The organism is Pleomorphovibrio marinus, assembly GCF_003347495.1.
GTDB classification, from domain to species: Bacteria; Bacteroidota; Bacteroidia; order Cytophagales; family Cyclobacteriaceae; genus Pleomorphovibrio; species Pleomorphovibrio marinus.
This window is the reverse complement of record NZ_QCXY01000013.1, coordinates 62,988-86,800: the sequence shown is the minus strand read 5'-3', so window position 1 is coordinate 86,800 and position 23,813 is coordinate 62,988. Positions and strand designations below refer to the sequence as shown.

The following is a 23,813-nucleotide window of genomic DNA, read 5'->3' as shown; positions in this document are numbered from 1 at the left end:
ATAACAAAAGGCCTTCCCCATTATTGAAAAGGAACATATTGCCTCCCTATACTCTCCCATGAAACATTTCCTCTATCTATTTCTTCCTTGATAGAAACATGTTCATTTACAAGCTGTTGGGCCTCAGGGTGGCTACTGGACAAACAGGCCAAAACACCCGCTTGTACTTCCAATGGGTTGTCCTGGCTAAGTAACTTCTTAATCATCTGTATGTTTTCATCATGGATAAAGGGTCCCACCAGCCTCCATAATTCCGGCATCACACTTCTGTGTGCCGACCACCTCTCATTGGCTGCATCTAACAGCGTATCCGCCAAATGGGCGTTTGCCCGTTCATCAAGACCAATTATTTGATAAAGGGGTCTTTGTAAGAAAATGGCTTTCAACACCAATTGGTTCCAAGCGGTTTCATTAAGATGGGCCGCAGGATAGGGGTTGTTAAGGGCCACAGCATCAAATACGATGGTCATATTGGACCTCAATCCCTCGGCTGCCCTAGGAGCCAGTAATTCCTGATGGGGATACAGGCAGAGGGTTTTATATAGGCTCTCCAATTCATTCATATCCCCTGTCTCAAAGAGTTGGTCCAGGGTTTTCAGCCATTTGGTGGAGTCTGCGTGAGGGAGATGCAGGACCAGGTAGGCTCTGGCGGCGTTAAGCTGGTTCCAGGTTTCCGGTCTCCAATCTGCCTTGAGCGCTTTTGCCCTTTTTAATTGCGAATCCTCAAGGCTTAATCCATCCTTAGTAAAAAAACGCGAGGCCTGGCTAAAGGAAAGGAACAAGGTAGTCTTTTTTTCTTCCACGGCGATTTTTTTTGCTCGCGCAGCTAGCCAATCCAGCGAAGAGACATCAGCCAGTTTTTGAAGCACTTCTAGTAAAAATTGGGGTATCAGTGAATTTTCATCCCTATTTTCCATGTAAGCAGAATTGTTTTTTCCGTTTTCAAATTTAGCATTATTTGATGGTAATTAGTTAAAAGGGGTCTGTTTTTGATGGGTGGGAAAAACGATTGACTCCTTAAGCAGGTGTTTGTCTTTATCCGAATTCATCCAAGACATAAAAGTTGCAAATAGCATATGCATGAAGGATCACGAAAAATTCCCTTACTGGAACTCATGGGGTAAGGAGTACGGAACATTTACATGTCAGGACGGAGATAAAGACAAAATTACTTCTTCTGTCAAAGGCAAAAAAAGAAAATCACAATAAGAAATACTTTTTGGAGGAATTCAACCGAGTATTGGTAGAAAAGTAAATGGAAATTGAACGAACGTTATAATTTCTCCTAATAAACCCAAACTCTATGGCCTCCGGGGTTGGTAGGATTCATAGTAGGTCTGCCCTGGGATGCAACCCCGGTAGCCACCGGGAATATTGCTGTACAAGTCCTTTAGACCTGAGTTTTGCAGTTAATTGAAGTCAATGTACCAGGAGCGGGACTTGAACCCGCTTTATCCTCTTTAATACCTTTAAACTGCTCTGAATCGGCCTTTTTGTTTGTCATTGTTGACTGTTTTGTCAGTGAATTGTCAGTTGTCGTTTTTTGATTTAGGCACCTCAATTTTACCTTCAGTGGCTTTAATCAGTTTTTTTGTGAGCTCTTTGATCGGGTCAATGATGATTGTTGCTTTAAAAATTTTGACTCTCATAGGATTTCAATATCAATTTCTCTGCAAAATTGATCATCCCTACCCCTTAAACATATTTCAATGTGGTATTCTCCAGGATGATCAAACACATGCCGAAACAGGTAACCATCATCCCCTTCCACAGAATCCTGTAACCTGAGTTCATGAATCTTTTCACCGTCAACATACATTGAAAGCCACCATCTTGAAGTGTGGGGGATATTCCTTAGCCTTGCAAATATTCTGAACTCTTCACCGGTATAGGTATCCTCATGAACCCTGAGCCAATCGAGATGGATCACATAAGGATTAGAATAAGTGCCATCATCACCGTTCATGCAGGACGAAAGGGAAAGTATGCATATAGCCAGGGTTATTAGTTTCATCTCCTTGAAATTGAAATGTTAATAACGTTGAACATCATATTGCAATCATCAAGCATGATATTGAAATCTGGGAATAGTTCTTTGTTCGGGTTCAGGGATTCAAGGGTAATTACCCCTTTTTCAATGTCATGCTCTTTTATGCGATTGATTATGATACCCTCTTTATGAACGATGATATAGTCTTTGTGTTTGTGAATGTGAAATCTTGAATTCCAAAACTCTTTTTGAATTTCCCTGCCAGTGACTATCGATCCCTCTGGAATTGAGTTATCACTACCATCCTCCATGTTTTGATTCTTTACTCTGAAAGCAAAATACTTTCCTTTGTGGTATTTGTCAACCACCGTGCTATGCCTTGGAAGGTCGGCTATGAATTCAGGATCCTTATATCCTTGCAGGAAACCCGCCTCCGCATAATCCTCTACCATGGGCACGACCATAAGAGTAGAGGGCCCAACCGTAATAAACTCATTCTCCCCTACCTTTTCCCTGTATTGAGGTTGACGGTCATGTAGAATAAAATCAGACTGCCTAAAATTGGTTTCATAAGACATTGTTTCCTTATTTCCTTGGTAATTTAGAAAGTAATCCTTAAGCACTTTCATTGTAGCCTTATTAGGTTGCTTAACTTTTCCATTTAGGATTTTTGAAATAGCGCCTTCTGTGATCCCTGTGTCTTGGGATACCCGGTAGGCAGAAACACCTAACTGTTTCATTTTGGTCTGGATGAATTCTATATCATTCATTTTCAATAAGATAAAAATTAATTTAAGGGATTACGTAAAAAATCAAGTAATTTACTTGATTAGGAAAGTATAATACTTTACTTTTGTTATGTAGTGCATTACACAATACAAATAAATACAGAAAAATGCAGATAATCAAACAAATAAAGCATAAAACTTTATCGGATCACCTGAATGACTGCATTAAAGGGGAGGTGATTTTATTTGATTTGGGCCAAAAAAACAGTGTTAGAGCAGCAATTCAAAGGGTTGCGATCAGGGAAGGAAAGAAATTCACCACTAAAAAAAAGGGTGATTTTCTTGAAGTAACTAGGCTACAATGAGAGTAACCTACTCGAAATATCGGGAAAACGAGCGGCCCAAGGAAAGGGTAAAGCTTTATAAAAACAGGATGGCCATCGAGGCCATGAAAGAAAAAATACTTTCCTATTACAGGAAGTCAAACCCAAAAGACCATGAAAAATAAGTTAGCCCAAAAAACATATAGCATCATTGCCCTAGTGGCAGCATCCAAAATGGAAAGGGATGTGGAAGTAAATGAATGCTTAGAAGCCTTGGAGTTCCTTAACTGCCAAATCAAGGGGATCAAGAACCAAATAGCATTCTACAGGATTTACGAGGAATTTTACCAATCAACAATCAAGGGGCTTGAGAGCGACCTTGAAACAAATCAATACTTTTTGGAAATCATTGAAAACGAATTAATCAAACTACAGTCTTATGAAAACGATTAAAATCAAATCAATCAAAATCACCAATTTCAAAGGAATCAATCACTTTGAAAGCGAATTTGGACAAGAGAATGATATCCTTGCCTATAATGGCCTTGGCAAATCTTCCATTGCAGATGCTATATTTTGGGTCCTATGGGGAAAGGACCAACAGGAGCGTAAGGACCATGAGATCAAAAACACAGTTGACACCTCCAAAAACAGGCAGGATCACACCGTTGAGGTTGTTCTGGATGTGGATGGTAGGCACATACCAATCAAGCGTGTGTACGCTGAAAAATGGACCAAAAGAAGAGGTTCCAATGATCAGGAGTTCACCGGGCACCAAACGGATCTATTTTTTGATGAGGTACCGGTCCCGTTGAAAGACTTCGCCCAGCGGGTGAATGATATCCTAGAAGAATCTATTTTCAAGTTGGTAACCAATCCCCACTACTTCAATTCCCTGAACTGGAAGGACCGCCGGAAGATGTTAATTGACATGGCCGGGGAAATATCCAATGAGGATGTGGCCAAAGGAAGGGAAGAATTCTTACCCCTCTTAGAACAATTGAAACACAAGTCCCTTGAAGATTACAAATATCAGATTTCTTCCCAAAGGAAAAAGACAGCTGAAGAATTGAAAGATATTCCGGTAAAGATAAAAGAAGCCAATCACAACATGCCTGAGGCTTTGAATTGGGCATCCATCGAAAAGGGAATTGAAGAATCAAAAAAGGAACTTACCAAACTGGATGATCAGATTCAGGACAAATCAAAAGCCCTGGAAGCCTACTTTGAAAAAGAGCAACAAAGGCAATTCCAGATCAACAAGCTTAAAACCAAGCTTCAAAACCTGAAATGGGATGCTGAACAGGAGGCCGAAAATAAGAACCGGGACCAAGGAAAGGAACTGAGGGACCTAAGGATAAGGAGAACGGATATTGGCAACCAATTAAAATCCCTCACCGACCGGGAATCCGAAACCGGAAAGGAAATCAAGCTCCTGAAATCAGATATTGAAGGACTGAAATCCAAAAGGGCTGAACTTCTTGAAAAATACCATACCATCAACGGGAATGAATTCAGTATGGATGGTGGCGTTGCCTGCCCTACCTGTAAAAGGGATTTTGAAGGTGAGGACTTGGAGCAAAAGGTTTCAGAGATGAAAGCCAACTTCAACAATGAAAAGCTCTCTAAATTGTCTGACATCAAAACCGAGGGCACCCGTATTGCAAATGCCATCAAAAACAAAGAATCCTTTATTACCAACCTGAATGATCAGGCAATCAACTTTAACACCTCTATTCAGGAGTTAAGTCAGGAATACGCTAAGATTGAGAAGGCCATCGAAAAAGAGGAAGGCAGGGACCAAAAGGAGTACCAATTTGAAGAGTTCTTGACAGTTGAATACAAGAACGTTAAAAAGCAAATTGAGGAGCTAGAAGCTGTAAAAACAGAGGATAAGCCTGAGATTGATGTTGAACCCCTGAAAGCCAAAAAATTAGAGGTGCAAGCTGAAATTGATGAACTCAAAGAACAGCTTGCAGACCGGCCCGTAATTGATCGATTAAAGGAAAGGATATCTGAACTCGAGAAAGAGGAAAGAACCCTAGCCAACAAAGTAAGTGAATTGGAAGGTATTGAATACTTAATTAGTGAATTCATTAACACTAAAATGACGATGATAGAGGAAAGTATCAATTCAAGGTTTCAGTTTGTCAGATTCAAGATGTTCAACATCCTGATTAACGGAGGAACCGAGGAAACCTGTGAAACCATGCTGGATGATGTGCCATGGTCAACCTTGAACACCGGAGGTAAACTAAAGGCAGGAATTGATATAATCAACGCTTTCTGCAAGTATTATGAGGTGACCGCTCCAATGATCTTGGACAACAGGGAATCAGTATTTGATATTCCCGAGACTGAAAATCAGGTAATCAACTTAATTGCCAGTAAGGCACACAAGAAATTGACTGTTCAAATACAGGAAAAGGTAGAAGCTTAATTTTTTACCCCTTTTACTTGAAAGTTCAAGTATTAATACATACATTGTCAAAATAAAACTACACGAAAATGCAAGTACAAAAATCAAAAGAATTCATTCAGGATGTAACCAACAGGGTTACATCCTTGCAGGAAAGCGGGGAAATCAAGTTCCCTGCTAATTATTCACCCCAAAACGCCCTTTCATCTGCATGGATGAGTATCAGCGAACTAACTGATAAGAACGGAAAACCCGTGTCTGAATCATGCACGAAGGTGAGTATTGCCAATGCCTTGATGAAAATGGTTGTGCAAGGACTTAGTCCGGTCAAGAATCAATGTTACTTCATTGCCTATGGGGACAAACTAACTTTCCAAAGAAGCTACCAGGGCACCATTGCAGTAGCTAAGAGGGTGGGTGATGTAAAACAGGTGAATGCCAATGTGATCTATAAGGGGGATGAATACACCACCGAAATAGACCAAACAGGGGTTAGAAAATTGGTAAGGCATGATAGCCCCTTTGATAACCGGGATGACAACAATATACGTGGTGCTTATGCCGTGGTTGTTTTCAATGATGGGTCTACCAAGCTGGAAGAAATGACAATCCTTGAGATCAAAAAAGCATGGGCACAAGGCGCAACAAAAGGCAATAGCCCGGCCCATACTAATTTTTCAGGGGAGATGGCCAAAAAGACAGTCATTAACAGGGCGCTAAAGACAATTGTCAATTCAAGTGCTGACACCGATTTATTTGAAGAGGATGATACAACCCAAACCGAAGCCCCAAAAATCCCAAAAGAGGCCAATAAGCAGTCTCTTTCCTTTGATGATTACGAGGAGGTGAAGGAACCTCAAAAAGGGGTTGATAAAGGCCCGGAACCCGTAAAACAGGAACCGAAAAAGGAGGCTGTGAAAGAGCGGGAATTGGCTTTTGAAGGTGAGGGGAAAGGTAATGATCCGTTTTGATATGCACGCTGATGTAAATGGGGCTTTAGCCCAAATAAACAAATCATGGAGGGCCTTTACTCATAAAGGTTCTCCAATGACAAAAGAGGAAGTTAGAAAGGTGCTTCAATATGCCAAAGATCAGGGTTATAAATCAACTGCTGAGCTTTCTGAATATGAAGTTGATAGAATAATAAGACCATGATCCAGGTATCTAAAAACTTCAAATTGGGCGAGCCTATCAAGGACCTACGGGAAATTCATAGGCTCGCCCGTGAAGGTAAGGCAGTTGTATTTAAAAACCCAAAATGGGATAGTTACAACATGAAACCCGCTGCATTCCTTCAAAACTGGTCTATTCAAATTTGTTCTAAGTTTGAATTCTATAAAGTGGAAAGGATATGAAAATGATCAATATAATATCGGGAACAAAACATAATAAGCTAACTATTTTATCAGAGGTTGATGATAATAGAAAGGGAAGATTTGTCTTATGTATTTGTGATTGCAAAAATAAAACTACGGTTAATCTGGCCTCATTAAGATCGGGTCATGTAAAATCCTGCGGTTGTTTAAGGCCCCACATTACTAAACCGACTAGAACTCATTGCATGAGTAAAACCAGAATATATAGGATTTGGAGAAATATTAAAACTAGATGTTTTAATAAAAAAGTAAGGTCCTATGAGCATTACGGTGCCCGAGGAATCTCTATTTGTGATGAATGGATGGATTTTATTCCATTTTATGAATGGAGTAAAAAATCAGGGTACAAGTCGAATCTTACTATAGAAAGGATTGATTTTAATAAAGATTATTGTCCAGAAAATTGCACATGGATTCCTTTAAAAGATCAGGCTAAAAATACAAGGTACGCAGTATTGATTGACTACATGGGTGAAAAAAAATGTATAGCTGAATGGTGTAGGGTATTAAACATATCAGCAAGAATGGTAGTCGCTAGAAGGCTAAGTGGATGGAGTGACTATGATGCATTAACTATCCCTAAATACGTGAGAAGATGAGACTAAAAGTAATAAGCTCATCATCTAAAGGCAACTGTTTTCTATTTCAGACAAGCAAAAAGGAGGTACTTGTTTTGGAATGTGGTGTCAATATATCAGAGGTTAAAAAAGCATTAAATTTTGATTTAACTGGTATTGTCGGTGCCATTACAACTCACGGACACGGGGATCATTTCGGACGAGCAAAGGACTTTTGCAGGGCTGGCATAGATGTCTATGTGGAAGATCAAAACAAGGATAGGTTAAGTGAATTTAAAAACCATAGGCTAAAGTTTTTCAAAGAAAAAGTAGGTTTTAATCTTGGTTCTTTCAGAATAAAAGCCTTTCCAGTTCATCATGATTTGCCTACAGTTGGCTTTATGATAGAACAACCTGAGATGGGGCGGCTTGTGTTTATAACGGACACAAAATTCTTATCATTCAGCTTTGAAAAAGTCAATCATTTTTTACTGGAAGTTAATTATAGTATTTCGATCATGAATGAAAGGCTAATAAGTGGATCCCTAAATGGCTATCTAAGGAATAGAATTATGGAAAGTCATTTAGAACTTGAGGTGGCAAAAGATTTTCTAAAATCAAATGATTTAAGCCAGTTGAATACGATTATACTTCACCATTTGAGTGACAGCAACTCCGATGAATCCCGCTTCATAAAAGAAGTCAAAGAATTAACTGGAAAACCTACCTATGTCGCGGATAAAGGTAGGGAGTTTGAATTGAGTATTAACCCGTTTTAAGTATGGAAAACATAAATGAATTAAAAAATACGATAGAAGAATTAGCTCTAAAAAGGAGAGATTTTGCACAACAGTTATCGGAGCTTAAAACAAAATACAGAACTAGGTCTACAAAATATATGAACCCTAAAGAATACCGTAAACTGTGTGAAACTCAGGACAGATTAAAAAAGAATATGAATGACCTTGAAAAGGATATTATAATTCTCAAAAAAAGGAAAAGGTCGATCGAAGAATCTATTAATCATGAAGTTTTACCCAATGATTTAGAACAAAAATTAAAACTCTTAAGAGATAAATATTTAGACTTTTCGGCTGATAGCACAAGAGTTTCATCCATGAGAACAATGGCCTCTGTTTTCGTGGGAGAAATAGAAAAAATAATCAAACCATGACCCTAACAGACAATGACCCAATGCCATTTGGCAAACACAAAGGAACCCCGATGGCCAATGTACCGGACCATTACCTTAAATGGCTCCATGCCGAAATTTCCCTCGAATTAATGAGGGGCCGGAAAATAAGTCAAGAACAGCAATCAGTATTAGACTATATCCAGGATTACGGAATTGAAAACCTAAAATAAACAAGAACCATGAAGGCATTATTTGAGACGAACAACGGAGACAGGATAATCACCCACATGGATGATGCTGGGAAGATCCATATTGAAATCACGTCAGAGGCAGAGGTGGCCAACTATGTGTTTGACCCCGAGGAAACCACTAATCTAATAAGGCACCTAAGGGACCTCAATAATAGACATATTGACTTGGTAAACTCTAGGTCCAGTTTCAAACAGAAACTTATAAGCACCATCTTTTCAGACGATGAAAAAATCAAATAAAGCCGTGCTATTGAAGGATATTCTCAGCAACGGGGGTAAGAAAAGGGTGGTATACGGAAAGAAAAATGAGGTTGTGATCATAATCAGGGAATCAAGGCCAGCACTGATAGTTGAGGGTAAGTCTGGCAGGTTTCCGGTGAATGAGAAGGATTTAAGGGAATTTTAACCAAAACCAAAATGCAAACATATTGTGAACAAGAAAAAGGAACCCCGTTCGATTGGAATGAATTTCTTGAAAGGGCCATTAGGGGTGAGGTCTCAAAAAGGGAGTGTGTTGTAGCCACTAATATTGCGGGGGATTGGGTTACCTGTGCATGTGGGAACCAATGCAGTATTATCCCAAGGGATGTTTTTGGATGCCCTCTTGACCCGTTGTTAGACGTTCAGGGTAAGGTATTTTTGACCTTGATAGGTTTGGAAAAATGGGAAAAAGCAAAGGAAACGCTTTTGAAGATTGAAAAAAGATCAGAGGAAATAATTAAAGAAATTGGAGATGGAAAGGAAATTTAAGTTTGTGGGTAACCCAGATAATTATGTTTGGGATAATCCACCCGTTAAGGGAAAAGTTTATGACGGTGATTTTAGGTGGTCATTCGAAGGCCAAACGGGGCCACCACTGGAATCATGGGTGACCAGAAAAGAGTTGATTTGTAGTGAAGAATGGGAAGAAATAACAGAACCAGAAGAAGTAATTCATAATCGTGTAAGCTATTCTAAAATACTAAACCAAGACATGCCAGCCTCTAGCATGACCAAGTTTGAAATGGCGGTTTTGGGAAATGTTAGGGAGATTGTAGGTCTAAAAACACATGCAACTCTACCAGACAGAGCAATAGTGGAAGACGCAATCGAACTCGCTAAAGAAACATTCAAACAACTAGAAGATGAAAAAACAAGACATTGACCGATTGAAAGCCCTTTGCGATAAGGAAGGGTTTGAATTAGAGAGAGTCCCTAATCTTGGACACAGTGAGCTGTTCACTATAAATCCTAAGAAAGACCCTTGGGATGGGTGTGAGTTTGTGGAGTGTGTGGATAATACTAATTCAGAAGGGTGTTTTACTGTAGGGCGAATTTATAAAGTTATTGATAATTCAAATATCAATAAATACTACAATATTAGAAACAATGATGGGGATGGTGATGGGTGGTATGGCTTAAACAAAGAGAGGTTCAAACCCTCAACCGAACATGAGTACGTACTTCAACTCATAACTGAATCCAATGAAAAACTGGGTGATTGTATCTATGATGATCAAATTAGAAACCTTGATTTTTCAGAAATGAAGGGAGGTGCCTTAGCTGATCAGTCAACGAAATGGAAATACCAAAAAGACACCGATACTCTTTACTTTTATGGTCATCCTGTTTATCAACAAGGGAAATGGGCCACAAAGCTACCTGAAAAACCCACCGTTAAAGCAGAAGGAGGTAATATTGATTCAGGGCACTTCCACTTTATCATGAATGATGCCGCTAAAGATAAATGCAGAAAAATAGGGTGCTGGGAAACCAATGAATTACTAGCCCAACAACTCGAAAAATACCTGAATCAAGAACCCTAAAAAAATTTACCCCAACTACTTAACTAATCAAGCATGAAGCCCGCTCAGATACTTATTTCCTTTGCCAGGCAGCGAGAAAAAGCATATCAGGCATACGGGTTATGTGAGGATCGAAAGGCCAAGTCAATAGCCAAAATAAAGCGGGTTTCAGGTTTCTTTCTCCAATCCGATAAGAAAGGATGGATCAAGCAGATTGAATCTGAAATCAGGGAAATATTACCCACTGATGACAGCCAGTTTCAAAAGTCAAAAGAAAGGGTATTGCAATTACTAAATGAAATTTCAACCTAAATAACAAATCAAATGAGAACGTATTTTGAAGCAACAATTACTTACGCCAAAGAAAATGATCAGGGCCTATTGAAAAAGGTATCTGAAAAGTACCTGATTGATGCAGTCAGTCACTCAGAAGCTGAAGCCAGGATCTATGATTTATTGGGCTCCCAAATCCGAGGAGACTTCCAGGTGAAAAGATTGGTTCCGGCCAACATATCGGATGTTTTCTTTTATGATGACATTGATGTATGGTTTAAGTGCAAGGTCACCTATTTCATTGCTGATGAAGGATCCGGAAAAGAAAAGAAAATTACCCAATACATGCTATTGACCGCTCACAACGTCAAAGAAGCCTATGACAGGGTACATGAGAGCTTGAGTAATATGTTGGTATCATTCCAGGTGCCAAAGATCGAGGAAAGCCCTATTTTGGAGGTTTTCCCTTATGAGAGTGGGGAGGGGGATTGATCATGCCAATTGATTACAGTAAATATCCTGACAACTGGAAAACAGAGATCAGGCCAAGGGTATTGGAAAGGGCTGGTAATTGTTGTGAGTTTTGCGGGGTTAAAAACTATTCAATTGTTTACAGAGAAAAAACAAAAAATGGCACTATTTGGCATAGAAACAAATTTGATGCTCCAACTCATTGGAGATCATTTCCTGTAAAAGTAATTTTAACAATAGCCCATTTAGATCATGATGAAACCAATCATGAAGTCAAATTGGATAGGCTTGCCGCATTGTGTCAATTATGCCATTTGCGTTATGATGCAAAAGAAAAATATAGAAGGGCAAAAAAAATAAAACCATGAAAATCTACGAATTCAAATGGCCTAAATTATCCAACACAACCGAATGGGTATTTGCTCCCAACATCAAAGAGGCAAGGACATTTTATATGGACCATATTGGTGTTAGAGATTTGGATGGGTGCGAAATTAGGTCTGTGCCTAAAAAGCAATGGGATTCTAACTACTTAATTGATCCAAACGAACCAGAACCAGATGAGGATGATGGTATAGAATGGAATGAAGATGATTATTGTGGTGGTTACAAAATCGTAATGTCATTCAAGGAATATGCTGAACAGAACACGGAAACTGATATGATTGCAACTACTGAATTTTGAAAGCATGGAAGAAAAATTAGAAGAAATACTACAGAAGGCTGAATCTGACCTCTATGATTTTGATAAGGAGATAACGCAGCTTCAACATAGGGCTATGTTTCTCCAAAATCACTCCTTCAACAAGGAAAAAGAATGGGTTTACGCTAAATTAGATGCAAAGAGGGAAATTTTCTATAGGTACAAAACTACCGTGGAGAATTTAAGGGAAATGCTCAACAAATGGAATTCCTAAGAAGTGTAGTTGATTTTTTTAGCACGGGTTCTCAATGGCCCGTGCTTTTTTTTCTACCTTTTACTTGACTTGTTAAGGGTTTTACTTTACTTTGCAAGGGAATTTAAAATTTTAAAATGGAAACACTAGTAAAAAACGGATGGATGTCAGTCAGGGAGTTTGCCGATCAAAGAGGCATAACGGTTCAGGCGGTCTATATGGGTATTAAGGCCGGAAGGTATGAATCTAGAAAGATTGGCACCTATACCCTTGTCAGGGCATGATGTTTTTTTATGTCTAAAATTTTAAACATGTGTAAACTATGGCTAAAGAACTCCCTTATTTCAGGTTCACAGTTCAGGAATGGCAAAATGGAGATATTGGAATTGAATCCTATGAATTGAAAGGATTGTTCATTGATATTTGTGGTTTTTACTGGATAAAGGATTGTACGGTAGATTTAGCAATGCTTAAGAAACGCTTTAGCAATGCTACAAGTTTGCTAGAGCAATTGATTAGCCTTGGTATATTAAAGGTAGATGAATCTGAAAACGTAGACATTGTTTTTCTTAATGATCAGTTCGATTTATTGAGTGAAAAACGTAAAAAACGCCAAATAGCAGGCCGTAAAGGCGGTTTATCAAAGTCTAGCAATGCTAAAGCAATGCTAAAGCAAAGCTCTAGCTATAAAGATAAGGATAAAGAAAAAGATAAGGATAAAGAAAAAGAGTTACCTATTCCTGAAAATCAAGAAAACCAAAACCTAGAATCCCCAATAAACCTAGACCAGCCACAGGACACTGAGCGGGTCATCAAAGCCACAAAGATCATAGCTGAATTTTTCAATGTGAGCGAACTTACAAACCCGAACACCTACCGGAAGATTGGAAACTTTGTCAGGCATTGCCACCTGAACAAAAAACTAGACCACCTCAGCACCCAATTTACCGCATACAAAACCTACAAGGATAAAAACGGATTTCCCCACAGCCTAGAAAACTATTTGGGTGATCCATCTAAAAGCTATGAGGATGGCAAGTGGACCGAACAGGACTGGACCAAACTCATCCAAAAAGAAAAAGCACAGGAACAAGCCCCACAGCGGCTATCCTATGCATTACCAGACTACGTACTTTCAAAATGACCTACGCAATCCAAAAGAAACCGACACTACCTGTTCAGCAGAACACAGGGGGAAAGATACCACCTCAAGCGATCGAGTTTGAAAAAGTGGTGCTGGGAGCTCTAATGCTTGAGAGGGAGGCCTTGGTTTTGGTCGGTGCTTCAATTAGGCCAAGTATCATGTACCTGGACCGGCACCGGTTAATCACTGAATCGATAATGGAACTGTACAGCAACGGTGACCCCGTTGACATCCTAACGGTTTCTGACCACCTCCGGAAAAAAGGGAAACTTGAAGAATGTGGGGGAGCTGTGTACATCACCGAACTAACAAGTAAAGTTTCAAGTGCTGATAACATCGAATTTCATACAAGGATCATCCAAGAAACCCACATCAAGAGGGAGGCTATCAAGACCGCTCATGAAATCATCCAAATGGCCTATGATGATCAATCGGATTGTTTTGAGATCATCGAGAAGCAGCAAAATGATGTAATAGGGATCATCTCCGGGATTGACAACGGAAACACCCAGACATTGAGGGAGATTGGCCGGGAGGCGATGGAGGAAATTGCCACGGCTATGTCAAACAAGGGAAAGTTGATTGGAATCCCTACAGGGTTCAAAAAGTTGGATGAGATAGTCAAGGGATGGCAGCAACCTGACTTAATCATCCTGGCCGCACGTCCCGCAATGGGGAAAACATCACTTGCGATCAATTGGGTGTGCAATGCCGCAAAACAGGGTTTCCCGGTGTCTTTTTTCAGTCTTGAGATGTCAAAGAGCCAACTTTTCAAACGCATATTAGCACAGGAAACCCACATGAAAAGCAGTTCGGAACTACAGGCCGGGGAGGTTTCCGAGGGGGAATTTAACAAGCTATCAAGTGAATGTGATAGGATTTTTGGCTATAACATGCATATCGATGATACCGCCGAACTCTCAATCACAGCTTTGAGGTCGAAGGCCTACCGAATGAAAACACAGCACGGCATAAAAATGATTGTGGTGGACTACTTACAACTCATGAGCGCAAAAGGATCCGGTAACAGGGAGCAGGAGATTTCAGCAATTGCAAGGGGGTTGAAAAAGATAGCGAAGGAGTTGAAAATTCCAGTTATAGCCCTTGCCCAGCTATCAAGGGCGGTAGAAACCCGGGGAGGTGACAAGCGGCCAAACCTTTCTGACCTCCGAGAATCAGGGGCTATTGAGCAAGACGCTGATATCATCATGTTTCTGTACCGGGCCGAATATTACGGGATCATGGAGGATAGCAACGGGAATTCCACCCAAAATATGGGGGAAATAATGATTTCGAAACATAGGAACGGCGCATTAGGAAGTGTATTCACCAAGTTCTTTGCTAGATATACGGATTTCAAGGATGAGGATGTAGAGGAAAGAATTGAAAAAATTGAAAAGGCCGCTCAGATAGATCATGATTATTCACGAAACACAAACATAAGGGCGGGATTGTCTGACTTCGACACCGAGCCAAGGGACCCAAATTTATTCTGATTATGAAAAAAGCTAAAATAACCCTCTCTCAATTGAGAAAGTCCAAGGTGTGGCACAAGAACACCACACGCATACCGAAAAGGCCACAGGCGCAAAAAAAAGCGGTAAAAAAGGGGCTTGATAAGTCAAGTATGTTCCTCAAAATGGTAATATTCAGGTATGGGGTGAAAATTGTTCCTGAATTCAGGTTTGACCCTAATCGAAGATGGAGGTTTGATTTTGCGCTACCTCATTACAAAATAGCCATTGAAGTTGAGGGGGGAGTATGGACCCAAGGGAGGCATACTAGGGGATCGGGATTTGTAAAGGATATTGAAAAGTATAACCGGGCAGCTGCTTTGGGATGGAGGTTGGTTAGGGTTGTTCCTTCGGATTTGCTCAAGGATGAATTTTTGGAGTTGGTTGGGGAAATGATAAACAACGAATAAACTATGACAGTAAAAGTAAAAATAGGATTCAGGGCAGAGAACCTGCCATGCACGAATAAATATTTTGACAAACATATCTGGAACAAGCCTTTGAAGGTCATAAAGGAATATAATTCAATGATCAGGGTAGTAGATGAAACGGGGGAGGAATGGAGTATTTTCAACGGGGATTATAACAAATGCATCAACGGGGAAAGTTATGTTTTTTTATAGCAATTACTTGATTAATTAAGTATTATACTTAACTTTAGAACTCAAAACCAAAATAAAACGAATGGCCCAAATTGTAGAATCATCCCAAACTTCCTTTATCAAAGGACGGGATCAGAAAAAGTTTCATAAACCTAAATTATTCAATGATCATTTTCAAAACTATAAGGTTTATGGTATTCCTAAGGCTCAATTGGTCATAGCTGATATACCCTACAATCTTGGTAATTATGCCTATGCTTCAAATCCTGCATGGTATGAGGGAGGTGATAACAAGAATGGGGAATCATCAAAAGCAGGAACCGAATTTTTTGATACCGATAAAGATTTTCGAATTACTGAATTTCTTCATTTTTGTTCAAATATGCTTGTTAAGGAACCGAAAGATAAAGGTAGGGCACCATGCATGATTGTATTTTGTGAATTTGAGCAGCAGTTTGAATTGATTGAAAAGGCTAAAAAATACGGGTTCAAAAATTACATCAACTTGGTATTTAGGAAAAATTTCTCCGCTCAGGTACTAAAGGCAAATATGCGAGTTGTAGGAAATTGTGAATATGGTGTAATACTTTATCGTGACAAGCTTCCAAAATTTAATAACCATGGAAAAATGATTTTCAATTGTTTTGATTGGGAGAGGGATGGGGTAACAGTAAAAGTTCATCCAACACAAAAGCCAGTTAAATTATTAGAAAGGTTGATAAGATTATTTACCGATCCCGGGGAGGTTGTTATTGATCCCGTGGCTGGAAGCGCGGTTACCCTATTGGCTGCAGCGCAAACAGGCCGTAAAGGATATGGTTTTGAGATAAAGAAAGGTTATTTCAAAGATGCAAATGAAAAAGTTTTAAGCAGGATTCAAATACCATTATTTTGATATGAAAGAAGATAGAACTAGGGTAATTCAAGGGGATTGCATGGATTATATGGCTGGGGTGATGGATGGGTATTTTGAGTTGGCGGTGGTTGATCCTCCTTATGGGATAAATATCACCAAACAAAGCTTAGGAGAAGGGGGGGGGCTTTACAGAAAAGCAAAAAAGTATAAAAGAGGAGAATGGGATTGTCTAATTCCAGACGATTTTTATTTTAATGAATTATTTAGAGTGTCTAAAAATCAAATAATATGGGGAGGAAACTATTTCAATCTATTTCCAACCCCTTGTTTTCTGTTTTGGGATAAAAACAATGGAGGATCTGATTTCGCTGATGGAGAATTAGCTTGGACATCATTTAAATCACCAGTTAGAAAATTCAAATTCACATGGTCAGGATTTATTCAAGGGGATATGAAGAACAAGGAAGAGCGCCTACATCCCACCCAAAAACCAGTAAAACTCTACGAATGGATATTGATGAACTACGCCAAGGAAGGGGATAAAATACTCGATACACACCTCGGATCAGGCTCCAGTAGAATAGCAGCCTACAATCTAGGGTTTGATTTTACAGGAATTGAACTGGACAAGGAATACTTTGATGCTTCGGTGAAAAGATTTGAGAACCATATAAACCAACTCCAATTATTTTGACCAAAACACTTGACTATTCAAGCAAAATACTTAACTTGCTTGTCTATAATAGGTTATTTTGGGTTTGACTGAAAAGGGTATGGGCTTTGACCCTGCCCTTTTTTGGGTTTAAGGCAATCGATATGTATAACAAAGAGCTAATTGAGGTCAAAAAAAACATGGTCCATATCAACGTTTATCAGGGCCGGGATGAAAAGGTGGAGATTGAAATTCCTGAAATGGACTGGAATACTTTTGACACGATCAAAATTGACCTTAAGGAAAATTTGGACATGCAATCGGAGGCAGTTAAATCCTACGACCTTGATACCGGACTAACCCGAAGCGTTGAAAGCCCGACCGTCCTTGTTTGGGAAATTGACCATGAGCCCCTAATCTCAATGAGTTCTAAATTTTGGGACATTAAAGCGGTGAAAGACGGAAAGCCCCATACTTTTTTTCCCGGTAAACTGAACATCTTCAAAACGAACACCAACCATGCCACAGATAACAGTTAGCGGAAATAGGATAGTTTACAACGTCATAACCAAGGATTTTGCCATGACCCAGATGGAGGGATGGTATAATCATGTTGCCGCTTATACTCAACAGGTAGCCACCGATAAGGATATTGTTATTAGCGCACAAGAGGATGTTACCCTAAAAAAACAGGAGGTCAATACAGCATCTGGAATTGCCCTACAAGCAAAAAATGACACGGAAACAATAAAGAGTCAGGTAGACGTAACTAAAGGCGAAATTGATGTCACTAAACAGCAGATCGACCAGACGGCAGGGGAAGTAGAACAAGCAAAGAATGATGCTCAAGGTTTTACCACCCTCTCCCAGTCCTGGGCAGAAGGCAACGAGCCAGGAGGGGAAGGCACTAAGTCGAGTAGGGGACATGCGGAAGATGCTGCTCAAAGTGCAAGTGATGCAGAGACTTCAAAAAACGAGATAACCGAGAAGATTAATTTCACAGATGCCCAAGAGGGTGATTTATTCAGGGTGAATGCTCAGGGGGTTGCGGTTAGGGTGAATGAAACGGAGTTTTTGAAGAGTAAGGTGCCTCTTTTGAAAAGCCCGTTGGCGGGGATGGTTGATTTGGATAATTTGTTTGCTTGGGATTCATTTTCAAGAGGAAACGGACCTATTGGGGTATCTGATTCAGGGCAAACATGGCAGACATTTTTAGGTGACGGGATGATAATCACCTCGAATAGAGCGAGCCCATCTACAGATTCATTAAACGCATCAATAATTAATACGGGATTTGGGTCTTTGTCTGTTCGTGGTTTTTGTCAGACGAGGGGGTTTAACACTTCACAACAGATTAGTTGTGGATTTATAATTGGAAAAGATATTGATAATTATTATTATATATTATTTGATACCGCAACTACTAGTTACGGATTTTCTTTATATAGGGTTATTTCTGGGATTGAAACTTTGTTATTAGAGAAAAATTATAATGAATCTGGTATTTCAAATACAGCAAGGGGGGCAGCTCAAATTGGTGTAAACGGATTTATTAAATATTACAGAAGAGGGGAAATATCACCAGGTGGAAGGTCTATTTTGTTTGTAGGATCATCGGATTACCCTTCAAACAATTCAGTAGTTGACGTTGAAAATGATAATAGCGTGTTTGTAAATAGCTCAGATGTTGCGTTCGCTGGAATAATCGGTACGAGGTCTCAGAATATGATTTCTAATTTCTCAATAACAAGAGTGGTATGATAGCACAAAAAACAGGCACAGGATCGAGACAAGACCCCTTTCGAGCTGATATTCCAGAAGGATTAGAGGATTATGTAATTAGTGCCCGATACCGTAGCGAAACCGATGATTACGAGGTTGAAATCAATTGGCCCAAGGAAATCAACGGAATCCCCCAAGAAATCACCAAGTTTCAGGGGAAGGTGATGCTCAAAATATTAGGAAAACTGGAACAGGTAGAACAGGCTATATCGCAATCTGATAACCCAATGATGCTAATAGCATGGGTGGAAATAGACACATGGAGAAGGCAAAGCAACACAATCAAAGGTATGGCCGAAATAGTAGGCATGACAGAAGAGGAACTTGACAGCTTCTTTGTTGAAGCGAAAAAAATAGAGATGGATTAAACAAACATACCATGAAAACACTATCAAAAATATTCAAAAAGCTTAACGGGATACACCCCTATGCATTTATCGCCCTACATTTTATCGGAGGCTTATTAGTCACCTTAGTATCATGGTGGATTTTCAGGCTTGACCCGTGGGTTTGCTTCGGGTTCGGGATTAATAATATGGCTAACCTAACCACTCTTTTTTCGGTTTAACTACTTGAATAGTAATGTAAAATGCTTAATTTGTCAAAATGGGAGCCACAAACTTCGAAATATGCAGGATTCTAGATATCTACTACCCTAACGTCAAGGGACAGATATTACAAGAAATCAGGAGGAACAGGCCGCTACTTAACGACTATTCCAAGATTAATGGTATTTCGAAATCAATACTCCCAAGGAGGATTCCAAAATATAACAAGATGCTCATTTGCATTGCTGTGATAATGAACATCTATGACCCGATTTCACTGGCACATGACCAAAGGATGAAAACGGGATTGGGAACTGAGATCATAGAAAATATCCCTTCAATCAACAGGAAACAGCTTCTTAAGAAAGTAAGGAGGGCAAAGGATTTCTATTCGATTTATTCAGATTTCAGGAGTATTGTAAACCAACTCACAAAAGAAGTAATAAGAGAATGAAAACCCAATGGATTGACATATCGAAAGTGGTTCCAAACACCGGACAAATACCTGATGTCCCGGCCAACCCCAGATTGATCAAGGATCATAAGTTTGAAAAGCTTGTGCAAAGCATTGTTGATGATCCTGAGATGCTTGAAATGAGAGAAGTTTTGGTTTATCCCTTGAAAGGGCTATTTGTAGCTATCGGGGGTAATATGAGGTTGCAGGCTTGTAAGCACCTAAAGTATAAGGAAATTCCTTGTAAGGTTCTTGATGCTAAAACACCTGCTAAGACTATTAGGGCGATAATTCAGAAAGATAATATTTCTTTTGGAGAGCATAATTTTGATATGATTGCAAACGAATGGGATATAGAGGAACTTGAACATTGGGGTATGGATCTTCCGGTGGGTTGGGATGAAGAGGACACAGGGCAATCAACACCTACCCAAAAGAACGAAATCAAACTGGAAATCATCTTTGATCAGATTGATTCTTATGAAGAAATTAGGAATGAAATAGAGGAAACCATATCCAAATATGAGGGGATAATACTAAGATAAATTATTGAACATATTAGAAATTTCACATAATGGCACGATCAAAACCAGAACTGGAAAGAGATAAGAACTTCGTAGCTGAACACTACTTGAAGGGCTATTCTGTCAGGGCTATTGCTTTGATGCTTTCTAAACATGTAGGAATTGAAAAATACGTTTCCTATCGAACAATTCACAATGATCTAAACAAGCTCCTGAAAGAATGGGAGAAAGACCGGATCGATGATATCAACAAACAAAAGCTGATAGAACTTGAAAAGATCAATAAGCTTGAAAGGACTTATTGGATGGCTTGGGATAAATCCATAGAGGACTACGAAAAGAAGTCAAAAAAGCTAATGGGCCAGGTAGGAACCGATAAAGACGGTAATCCTATCAAACCCACCCAACAGGAAATACAGACTATCAACATGGTAAACTTTGGTAATCCCGCCTACCTGTCAGGGGTTGAAAAATGCATTGAAAGGCGTTGCAGGATCCTTGGAATAGATGCCCCTGAAAGGATTGATGTTACCTCGCAAGGAAAGGGGTTCTTCGACTTCCTGAGAGAAACGAGCGCAGAGGAAACAGAAGATGAGTAATACAGCCGTCATAGAGCAAAAAGCAAAATCCACCATCAAAGAATGGCGTAAGGATTGGTGCCTTTTTGCACGTGAAGCACTTGGGGCCATTCTTGATGATGAACAAGCCGAAATATTAAGATCTGTTCAAAACAACCCACGTACCACCGTTGCAAGCGGAACATCCAGGGGGAAAGACTTCATTGCGGCTGTGGCTTCTGTATGTTTTTTTTACCTTACCCCTAGATGGGACAAAGAAGGTAATTTGATAGCAAATACCAAAGTAGCCAACACCGCTCCCACAGGAAGGCAGGTAATTAACATTATGGTGCCTGAAATACGTAAACTGATAAGGAAAGCCAGACAAAGAGGTATAGAATTACCTGGGCGATTTTCTGGAAATGATATTAGGACCGATTGGGAAGAATGGTTCTTAACGGGATTTAAAGCTGACGATAACACGCATGAGGCATGGTCAGGCTTTCACGCTGTCAATACGATGTTTGTGGTAACAGAGGCAACGGGAATACCAGAGGGAACATTTGAAGCCATCGAGGGTAACCTACAGGGTAATTCAAGGTTATTGATAGTGTTCAATCCCAATATATTGACCGGATACGCTGCCAGGTCCCAAAAAAAAGAACGTTGGTCCAGGTTCTCCCTAAGCTCACTCAACGCCACTAATGTAGTTGAAAAGAAAATAGTTATCCCCGGACAGGTGGATTATGAATGGGTATTGGATAAGGTCAATTCATGGGCAGAGCCAATCAGGGAAGATGAATTCAATATTGAACATGATGATTTTGAATGGGAAGGCCAATTATACAGACCAAATGACCTTTTTAGGAAAAAAGTATTGGGAACATTCCCTAAGGTTGGAGAAGATACCCTAATCCCTCACCAGTGGATTGAATTGGCCCAAAAACGATGGAGGGATAATAAGAACTACAAAACCAAAGAACCTGCTAGGATAGGCGTAGATGTGGCGGGAATGGGTCGTGATAAATCGGTATTCTGTAACCGATTTGATGCCAGGGTAACGGATTTCTATGCTATGAACTCCGGAGGTAAGGCAGAACACATGAAGGTAGCCGGAATGACCAAAACAAGATTGGAGCAAAACCCAGGATCCATAGCCTTCATTGACACTATTGGAGAGGGTGCTGGGGTATATTCCAGACTGGATGAACAGGGGTTAACAGATCAAATCTATTCGGTCAAATTTGGAAACAAAGCAGAGGATAAGTTTGGAAATCCCTTATCAGATATTACAGGTGAGTACAAGTTTGCCAACATGAGAGCTTTTTGTTTTTGGGGAGTTCGGGATTGGTTGGACCCGAAGAATGAAACCGGGGCAATGCTGCCTGAAGATGTAGACCTAACAGAAGAAGCGAGCGAAATAAAATGGATGTTCCAATCAAACGGATCCATCATAATCGAAAAGAAAGATGAAATCATAAAGAGGCTTGGAAGGTCACCGGATAAGTTCGATTCACTGGCCAATACGTTTGCCCCTCATTATCACAGAAAGAAGCAGAACTTAACACAGTTTTTCCGATGAAAGTAAACGAATTAATATTAGACCTGACAGGTGAAGATATCCAGGAGATCAAAAAGATCATTGAAACCCTGAAATTAAGGGACGGTGATCATCCTGAAATTGACAGGATCAAAAAGGAATATGACCCCTATTTGCATGACATTACCAGCAAGGTAAAGAGACCGGATAAGCAGGTAAAAAAAGAGGATGGGCAAACCGCAGTCGAACCGGTTGCAAGAATAGCCCTGGCCATACAAAAACTGATTGTTAAACGGGCTGCCAGCTTTCTATTCGGGAACCCGGTCAAACCTTTCCCTATTGATTCCCAATTGAGTGACACCGGGGAAATAGTTTTTGACAGCCTGAAAAAGATACTCAGATCGATCAAGGAACAATCATTCAACAAGCGATTAGCCCGGGAACTATTCAAAGCCACTGAGGTTGCGGAAATGTGGTATACATTTGACGCAAAAGAAACTCACACAAAATACGGGTTCCCTTCTGACCTGAAAATTAAATCAACAATTTGGAGTCCGTTGAGCGGTGACCTGCTTTACCCTATTTTCGATGATACCGATGATTTGGTAGCATTCTCTCGGGAATACGAAATCAAAAAGGGAGACGAAAAGGAAGTCTATTTTGAAACCTATACAGCAGATGAAAAGGTAGTCTGGAAGAAAGAAAAAGAGGGGTGGGTTGAGGTTAACAGGGTTGACAATCCAATCGGTAAAATCCCGGTGGTCTATTCAAGGCAGGATAACCCAGAATGGCATGACGTACAGGGATTGATTGACAGGATGGAAAAGCTGTTCTCCAACTATGCTGACACGATCGATTACCACGCCTCCCCTACCATTTTTGTGAACGGCGAAATTACCGGATTTGCTCAAAAAGGAGAATCTGGAAAGATCCTTGAAGCTGATGAAAACGCAAAAGCCCAATACCTTTCATGGGATCAGGCCCCAGATGCTGTCAAACTGGAAATTGAAACGCTGGTAAGGTTCATTTACAGCCTCACCCAAACGCCTGACATCTCTTTTGAATCAGTCAAAGGAATCGGAAACATCACAGGTATAGCCTTGAAATTGATGTTCATGGATGCCCATCTTAAAGTAGAGGATAAGAAAGAAATCTTTGTGGAGCATTTGCAGAGGAGGTATAGCTTGATTTTGGCCTACATTGGCACCATGAACGGGAAATACAAGGAAGAGGCTAACAACATGGAAATAGACCCCGAAATCACCCCGTACATGATTGATGATCAATCTACTTTGATGTCCAATATTTCCACAGCATTAGGGGGTAAATCGTTTATGTCCAGGAAAACAGCAATTGAAACATTGGGGTATGTTGATGATTCAGAGGAAGAGATCAGGCAGATTAATGAAGAAGAACTTGGAGGGATGGAGGTGTAAT

General features: G+C 40.0%; 37 protein-coding genes. 34 read left to right on the top strand and 3 right to left on the bottom strand.

The genetic code is table 11. From position 1 onward, the window contains the following. Window positions 1–20: 20 nt before the first annotated feature. From DB520_RS24135 to DB520_RS24125, 3 genes are all read right to left on the bottom strand, one after another. Window positions 21–917, bottom strand: coding sequence for an EboA domain-containing protein (locus tag DB520_RS24135; protein WP_114752355.1), 897 nt, complete (start codon window positions 915–917; stop codon window positions 21–23). Window positions 918–1,645: 728 nt separating this feature from the next. After that, the gene (locus DB520_RS24130) at window positions 1,646–2,014 is read right to left on the bottom strand and encodes a hypothetical protein (protein ID WP_114752354.1); all 369 of its coding nucleotides are present in this window, start codon (window positions 2,012–2,014) and stop codon (window positions 1,646–1,648) included. Beyond that, window positions 2,011–2,760: a helix-turn-helix domain-containing protein gene (locus tag DB520_RS24125; protein WP_114752353.1), complete on the bottom strand. Its 750-nt coding sequence runs from the start codon at window positions 2,758–2,760 to the stop codon at window positions 2,011–2,013. Before DB520_RS24125 ends, DB520_RS24130 begins: the two co-directional genes overlap by 4 nt. Window positions 2,761–3,079: 319 nt before the next feature. Between DB520_RS24125 and DB520_RS26865 the strand changes: the two genes are divergently transcribed. The 34 genes from DB520_RS26865 (at window position 3,080) to DB520_RS23950 (ending at window position 23,812) form a co-directional block, all read left to right on the top strand. Beyond that, on the top strand, window positions 3,080–3,226 hold the full coding sequence (locus DB520_RS26865) for a hypothetical protein (protein WP_157972231.1): 147 nt from the start codon (window positions 3,080–3,082) through the stop codon (window positions 3,224–3,226). Then, a complete protein-coding gene (locus DB520_RS24115; protein WP_114752351.1) occupies window positions 3,216–3,494 on the top strand; it encodes a hypothetical protein in 279 nt (92 codons plus the stop codon). Before DB520_RS26865 ends, DB520_RS24115 begins: the two co-directional genes overlap by 11 nt. Beyond that, complete coding sequence (locus DB520_RS24110; protein WP_114752350.1) at window positions 3,481–5,481, top strand: AAA family ATPase; 2,001 nt, start codon at window positions 3,481–3,483, stop codon at window positions 5,479–5,481. Before DB520_RS24115 ends, DB520_RS24110 begins: the two co-directional genes overlap by 14 nt. A gap of 68 nt (window positions 5,482–5,549) precedes the next feature. Then, window positions 5,550–6,431 (top strand): recombinase RecT, encoded by an 882-nt coding sequence (locus tag DB520_RS24100; protein WP_114752349.1) that lies wholly within the window; start codon window positions 5,550–5,552, stop codon window positions 6,429–6,431. A 1-nt stretch (window position 6,432) separates the two neighbouring features. After that, complete coding sequence (locus DB520_RS24095) at window positions 6,433–6,615, top strand: hypothetical protein (protein ID WP_198675441.1); 183 nt, start codon at window positions 6,433–6,435, stop codon at window positions 6,613–6,615. A 196-nt stretch (window positions 6,616–6,811) separates the two neighbouring features. Next, on the top strand, window positions 6,812–7,435 hold the full coding sequence (locus DB520_RS24085; RefSeq protein ID WP_114752346.1) for a hypothetical protein: 624 nt from the start codon (window positions 6,812–6,814) through the stop codon (window positions 7,433–7,435). After that, on the top strand, window positions 7,432–8,172 hold the full coding sequence (locus DB520_RS24080) for an MBL fold metallo-hydrolase (protein ID WP_114752345.1): 741 nt from the start codon (window positions 7,432–7,434) through the stop codon (window positions 8,170–8,172). Before DB520_RS24085 ends, DB520_RS24080 begins: the two co-directional genes overlap by 4 nt. A gap of 2 nt (window positions 8,173–8,174) precedes the next feature. Continuing rightward, complete coding sequence (locus DB520_RS24075) at window positions 8,175–8,567, top strand: hypothetical protein (RefSeq protein ID WP_114752344.1); 393 nt, start codon at window positions 8,175–8,177, stop codon at window positions 8,565–8,567. Beyond that, a complete protein-coding gene (locus tag DB520_RS24070) occupies window positions 8,564–8,758 on the top strand; it encodes a putative quorum-sensing-regulated virulence factor (protein WP_114752343.1) in 195 nt (64 codons plus the stop codon). The genes DB520_RS24075 and DB520_RS24070 overlap by 4 nt, the downstream gene beginning before the upstream one ends. Before the next feature lie 9 nt (window positions 8,759–8,767). After that, complete coding sequence (locus tag DB520_RS24065; RefSeq protein ID WP_114752342.1) at window positions 8,768–9,019, top strand: hypothetical protein; 252 nt, start codon at window positions 8,768–8,770, stop codon at window positions 9,017–9,019. Continuing rightward, entirely contained in the window at window positions 9,003–9,185 is a 183-nt protein-coding gene (locus DB520_RS24060) for a hypothetical protein (RefSeq protein WP_114752341.1), read from the top strand. The genes DB520_RS24065 and DB520_RS24060 overlap by 17 nt, the downstream gene beginning before the upstream one ends. 11 nt (window positions 9,186–9,196) lie before the next feature. Next, a complete protein-coding gene (locus DB520_RS24055) occupies window positions 9,197–9,529 on the top strand; it encodes a hypothetical protein (protein WP_114752340.1) in 333 nt (110 codons plus the stop codon). After that, window positions 9,513–9,923 (top strand): hypothetical protein, encoded by a 411-nt coding sequence (locus DB520_RS24050; protein WP_114752339.1) that lies wholly within the window; start codon window positions 9,513–9,515, stop codon window positions 9,921–9,923. Before DB520_RS24055 ends, DB520_RS24050 begins: the two co-directional genes overlap by 17 nt. After that, a complete protein-coding gene (locus DB520_RS24045) occupies window positions 9,904–10,584 on the top strand; it encodes a hypothetical protein (protein WP_114752338.1) in 681 nt (226 codons plus the stop codon). The genes DB520_RS24050 and DB520_RS24045 overlap by 20 nt, the downstream gene beginning before the upstream one ends. A gap of 33 nt (window positions 10,585–10,617) precedes the next feature. Beyond that, on the top strand, window positions 10,618–10,875 hold the full coding sequence (locus DB520_RS24040) for a hypothetical protein (RefSeq protein ID WP_114752337.1): 258 nt from the start codon (window positions 10,618–10,620) through the stop codon (window positions 10,873–10,875). A gap of 12 nt (window positions 10,876–10,887) precedes the next feature. Then, window positions 10,888–11,328, top strand: a complete 441-nt coding sequence (locus DB520_RS24035) for a DUF4494 domain-containing protein (protein ID WP_114752336.1) — start codon at window positions 10,888–10,890, stop codon at window positions 11,326–11,328. A 2-nt stretch (window positions 11,329–11,330) separates the two neighbouring features. Beyond that, a complete protein-coding gene (locus DB520_RS24030) occupies window positions 11,331–11,675 on the top strand; it encodes a hypothetical protein (RefSeq protein ID WP_114752335.1) in 345 nt (114 codons plus the stop codon). Next, window positions 11,672–11,992 carry a hypothetical protein gene (locus tag DB520_RS24025; RefSeq protein WP_114752334.1) on the top strand — a complete coding sequence of 107 codons (321 nt, stop codon included), beginning with the start codon at window positions 11,672–11,674 and terminating at the stop codon, window positions 11,990–11,992. The genes DB520_RS24030 and DB520_RS24025 overlap by 4 nt, the downstream gene beginning before the upstream one ends. 4 nt (window positions 11,993–11,996) lie before the next feature. Continuing rightward, on the top strand, window positions 11,997–12,224 hold the full coding sequence (locus DB520_RS24020; RefSeq protein ID WP_114752333.1) for a hypothetical protein: 228 nt from the start codon (window positions 11,997–11,999) through the stop codon (window positions 12,222–12,224). Between the two features lie 116 nt (window positions 12,225–12,340). Beyond that, on the top strand, window positions 12,341–12,487 hold the full coding sequence (locus DB520_RS26860) for a hypothetical protein (RefSeq protein ID WP_157972230.1): 147 nt from the start codon (window positions 12,341–12,343) through the stop codon (window positions 12,485–12,487). A 38-nt stretch (window positions 12,488–12,525) separates the two neighbouring features. Continuing rightward, window positions 12,526–13,347, top strand: coding sequence for a hypothetical protein (locus DB520_RS24015; protein ID WP_114752332.1), 822 nt, complete (start codon window positions 12,526–12,528; stop codon window positions 13,345–13,347). Next, a complete protein-coding gene (dnaB, locus tag DB520_RS24010; protein WP_114752331.1) occupies window positions 13,344–14,843 on the top strand; it encodes a replicative DNA helicase in 1,500 nt (499 codons plus the stop codon). The genes DB520_RS24015 and dnaB overlap by 4 nt, the downstream gene beginning before the upstream one ends. 2 nt (window positions 14,844–14,845) lie before the next feature. Continuing rightward, complete coding sequence (locus DB520_RS24005) at window positions 14,846–15,271, top strand: hypothetical protein (RefSeq protein ID WP_114752330.1); 426 nt, start codon at window positions 14,846–14,848, stop codon at window positions 15,269–15,271. Between the two features lie 3 nt (window positions 15,272–15,274). Further along, window positions 15,275–15,484 carry a hypothetical protein gene (locus tag DB520_RS24000; protein WP_114752329.1) on the top strand — a complete coding sequence of 70 codons (210 nt, stop codon included), beginning with the start codon at window positions 15,275–15,277 and terminating at the stop codon, window positions 15,482–15,484. Between the two features lie 61 nt (window positions 15,485–15,545). Then, window positions 15,546–16,358: a DNA-methyltransferase gene (locus DB520_RS23995; protein ID WP_114752328.1), complete on the top strand. Its 813-nt coding sequence runs from the start codon at window positions 15,546–15,548 to the stop codon at window positions 16,356–16,358. Between the two features lies 1 nt (window position 16,359). Beyond that, on the top strand, window positions 16,360–17,013 hold the full coding sequence (locus tag DB520_RS23990; RefSeq protein WP_114752327.1) for a DNA methyltransferase: 654 nt from the start codon (window positions 16,360–16,362) through the stop codon (window positions 17,011–17,013). A gap of 122 nt (window positions 17,014–17,135) precedes the next feature. Next, entirely contained in the window at window positions 17,136–17,510 is a 375-nt protein-coding gene (locus DB520_RS23985; protein WP_157972229.1) for a hypothetical protein, read from the top strand. Then, window positions 17,491–18,732, top strand: a complete 1,242-nt coding sequence (locus DB520_RS23980) for a hypothetical protein (protein ID WP_157972228.1) — start codon at window positions 17,491–17,493, stop codon at window positions 18,730–18,732. The genes DB520_RS23985 and DB520_RS23980 overlap by 20 nt, the downstream gene beginning before the upstream one ends. Continuing rightward, window positions 18,729–19,121: a hypothetical protein gene (locus tag DB520_RS23975; RefSeq protein WP_114752324.1), complete on the top strand. Its 393-nt coding sequence runs from the start codon at window positions 18,729–18,731 to the stop codon at window positions 19,119–19,121. Before DB520_RS23980 ends, DB520_RS23975 begins: the two co-directional genes overlap by 4 nt. A gap of 238 nt (window positions 19,122–19,359) precedes the next feature. After that, complete coding sequence (locus DB520_RS23970) at window positions 19,360–19,755, top strand: hypothetical protein (protein ID WP_114752323.1); 396 nt, start codon at window positions 19,360–19,362, stop codon at window positions 19,753–19,755. Window positions 19,756–19,829: 74 nt separating this feature from the next. Next, window positions 19,830–20,300, top strand: a complete 471-nt coding sequence (locus DB520_RS23965; RefSeq protein ID WP_157972226.1) for a ParB N-terminal domain-containing protein — start codon at window positions 19,830–19,832, stop codon at window positions 20,298–20,300. Between the two features lie 29 nt (window positions 20,301–20,329). Beyond that, the gene (locus DB520_RS23960) at window positions 20,330–20,878 is read left to right on the top strand and encodes a hypothetical protein (protein WP_114752321.1); all 549 of its coding nucleotides are present in this window, start codon (window positions 20,330–20,332) and stop codon (window positions 20,876–20,878) included. After that, window positions 20,871–22,418, top strand: coding sequence for a hypothetical protein (locus DB520_RS23955; RefSeq protein WP_114752320.1), 1,548 nt, complete (start codon window positions 20,871–20,873; stop codon window positions 22,416–22,418). Before DB520_RS23960 ends, DB520_RS23955 begins: the two co-directional genes overlap by 8 nt. After that, complete coding sequence (locus tag DB520_RS23950) at window positions 22,415–23,812, top strand: phage portal protein (RefSeq protein WP_114752319.1); 1,398 nt, start codon at window positions 22,415–22,417, stop codon at window positions 23,810–23,812. The genes DB520_RS23955 and DB520_RS23950 overlap by 4 nt, the downstream gene beginning before the upstream one ends. Window position 23,813: the final 1 nt, after the last annotated feature.